Annotated in this window: 3 protein-coding genes and 1 pseudogene; 2 read left to right on the top strand and 2 right to left on the bottom strand. The window is 62.4% G+C overall.

All coding sequences use genetic code 11. The features are described from left to right. The coding region (locus QOC89_RS21580; RefSeq protein ID WP_323046871.1) for a histidine kinase at window positions 1–797 on the top strand (797 nt) is incomplete at its 5' end. On the opposite strand, the pseudogene QOC89_RS21575 reads toward QOC89_RS21580, so the two are convergent. Further along, window positions 747–1,118 (bottom strand): annotated as a pseudogene (locus tag QOC89_RS21575) (YkvA family protein); the annotation flags it as partial. The gene QOC89_RS21580 and the pseudogene QOC89_RS21575 sit on opposite strands and share 51 nt — an antisense overlap. A 144-nt stretch (window positions 1,119–1,262) precedes the next feature. Here QOC89_RS21575 and QOC89_RS21570 point away from each other — a divergent pair. Next, entirely contained in the window at window positions 1,263–1,655 is a 393-nt protein-coding gene (locus QOC89_RS21570; RefSeq protein WP_323046870.1) for a hypothetical protein, read from the top strand. A 139-nt stretch (window positions 1,656–1,794) separates the two neighbouring features. On the opposite strand, the gene QOC89_RS21565 is transcribed toward QOC89_RS21570, so the two are convergent. After that, window positions 1,795–2,871, bottom strand: a 1,077-nt coding sequence (locus QOC89_RS21565; protein WP_323046869.1) for a YcaO-like family protein, incomplete at its 5' end; no start/stop codon positions are given.

Genomic DNA, 2,871 nt, shown 5'->3' with positions numbered 1-2,871 from the left:
AACTCGCCGCCATAGGCAGCAAGCTCAATCATCTTGCGGCCGCGTTAGGGGACGCGGTGGAGGACAAGCGGCGGCTTGCCGAACGCGTCGTGTCGCTGCAGGACGTCGAGCGCAAGGAGATTGCGCGAGAACTGCATGATGAGTTCGGCCCGCATCTTTTCGCACTGCGTGCACACATCAGTTCGCTGATGCGTATCGCGGAAAACGGTGAACCGGACGTCGCGTCCATGCGCAAGCACGGCAGCGCGATCTGGGAACAGGTCAATGCCCTGCAACAGTTCAACCGCCGCATTCTCGAAAAGCTGCGGCCTGTCGGGCTCGCCGAGCTCGGCCTGCGCGAGGCGCTCAGCGCGCTGTTGCGGCTGTGGCGCGAGGCGCACCCCGAGGTCGTCATCGAAACCGCGATTTCTCCGTCGCTCGGCGAGCCGGGAGAAACCGCCGATTTGACGATTTACCGCATCGTCCAGGAAGCCTTGACCAATGTTTTCCGCCACGCGGACGCGACCCGCGTCGATGTGACCATCGAGCCGGCGGATCTGCCTTCAGCGGCAACGCGAGATCGCCGCGGATCGGTTCTGGTGCGCGTGCGCGACAATGGCAGCGGCCTGCTCCGCGATCACAAGCTCGGCCATGGGCTCGTTGGCATGCGTGAGCGCGTGATGGCATTGGGTGGCACCGTGACCGTGGCGTCCGCTGATGGCGGGGTGACGGTGGAGGCCGTCGTGCCCTGTGATGAGCGTGTCTTGTCAGACGCGCCAGTGGACCAACGCGATCCAGCCCAGCAACGCCGCGCCTGAAATCCACAGCGCGACGATGACGGCCGCCGCAACCTTGCTGGCCGGACGCTGCGCGGCCGCGCTTGCCACGGCGCGACACTCGCGCATCACCTCTTCGGGTATCAGAGCGACCACGAGCCAGATGCCGAGCGGCACGATGATCAGGTCGTCCAGATAGCCCAGCACGGGGATGAAGTCCGGAATAAGATCGATCGGCGACAACGCGTAGCCCGCGACGGCCAACGCGAGGAGCTTGATGGCCCACGGCACTCGCGGATCGCGCGAGGCCAGAAAGATGGCGTGTGAATCGCGCCGAAGCCGACGCGCCCAGGTTTTTACGCGCGGCATCAACCCCTTGGAAGCTCTGCCTGATTCGGTCTTCCCGGCCTGACCGCTCGATTCATCCATCGGCGTTACTGCGCCGCAACAATTTCGGCACGATCATTGCTTTGCTGTTGCTGCCGGGACTAACGCGGGAGCGCATGGATGAAACACATCCTCCTATGTCTCGGCATTTTCGGTTGCCTTGTCGGTAACGTAGAGGCGCGTGATCTTGGACAGTGGGAAGCCGTCGATCCGGAGATTCGGGAATGGTATCAGGCTTTAATGCAGCCGGACGCACCAAACGCATCATGTTGTGGCGAGGCCGACGCTTATTGGGCCGATGAGGTCCATGTCAGGGACGGCAAGACCTACGTCACCATAACCGACGACCGGCCCGACGAACCGCGTGGCAGGCCTCATATCGACGTCGGAACCGAAGTTGAAATTCCGAACAACAAACTCAAGTGGGACAAAGCAAATCCGACCGGGCACGGCGTCGTATTCCTAAGCCGCGGCGGATACGTATTCTGCTATGTGCAGCCAGGAGGGGCCTGATCGAGGATCGAGTCTTGCGCATTGTCGGGCTTGGTCTGATCCGGCCTGAACAGCTCGCCGGCCGGGCTGGTCGATGTCGCCTGGGTTTGACTTCGTTGAACTTCGGCAAATTGAATGCGATCGCTCGGGCCACGCCTTGTCAGGCGATTTCCTCCATTTCGTTCGTGTGAGCCTCGAGTTCCGCCTGCATTCTGGGACCTATGCGCATCGTCGATCGGGAGAAATGCTCCAGCAGCGGCACGATCAGCCGTACCACGTGGAGTGGTCCTTCGGATGGTGTGTAGATTATCTGGTAAATCGGCCGGTCAATGACGCGTCGTAGACAGTCGAGCGCCGCGGCCCACTGTGCGGTCAATGGGCTGGCCACGGGCTGCTCCGGAATGTCCTCGAACCGGATAGACGGCGTCTTGCTCGAAGCGGTCCCGATTTGCTGTTTCACGCGATCGGTTTCCGCGAGGGGATCGTCCCATCTTTCCGGTTTGCGTCCGCCATGCAGGAAGGCCAGACGGCTTTGCGCGACCTCCGTGACCGCACGCGTTAGTGCGATCCGGCGGTCGTGATGGCATCCCCAGCCGCCATTGAAAAAGCGGCGTTCGAGGTTATTCGGGTCGAACAGGAATGCAGCGAAGAACGGGATGCCATAGTCATTGGGGACGTAGCGAATCACCAGCCGCAACCCGTTGCGGGCGGCGGTCTCGACGATATTGTGGACCTCACCCGGCAGGCCATCGCCGGTAACGCGGGCCGAGCGGTTGCGGACGAATTCGATCGACCAGATGTCGCGCTCGATCAACTCGTAGAGCGCGTGAATGCTGGCTTCCAGCACGGTGTTGCCGGACGCGAGGCCATTGTTCGACGAGCCGTAGAGCGGTGTGCCGGCATGGGGGGCGGGATTGAACGCCAGCTCGGCCGGTATCCAGCCTTGGGCGCCGCTTTCCACGTCCTGTGCGCGGGCAAGCAACAAGGCCTGATTGGGATCGGCGCGGCGATCGAACTTCGGCGCGAATTCAAGGATCGGGTCCCGGTCCCCGCCGACGCCTGACAGCTCGCACGGCCAACCCCATCTTGTCTCTATTTGTGCGACGCCTGGCTCTGAGAAGTAGGACTCGATCGCTTCCATATAGGCGCCGACCTCCGATTCGATCGGAAGGGTGCCCTTGCCGAAAGCGTAGGCGCCGGTTGCCGACTGCAGCCGTTCGCTGACGAAAACCGGAAC

The organism is Paraburkholderia sp., assembly GCF_034668105.1.
Taxonomy (GTDB): Bacteria; Pseudomonadota; Gammaproteobacteria; order Burkholderiales; family Burkholderiaceae; genus Paraburkholderia.
Note: the sequence above shows the minus strand (reverse complement) of the source record. Positions and strands in the feature narration are given on the sequence as shown.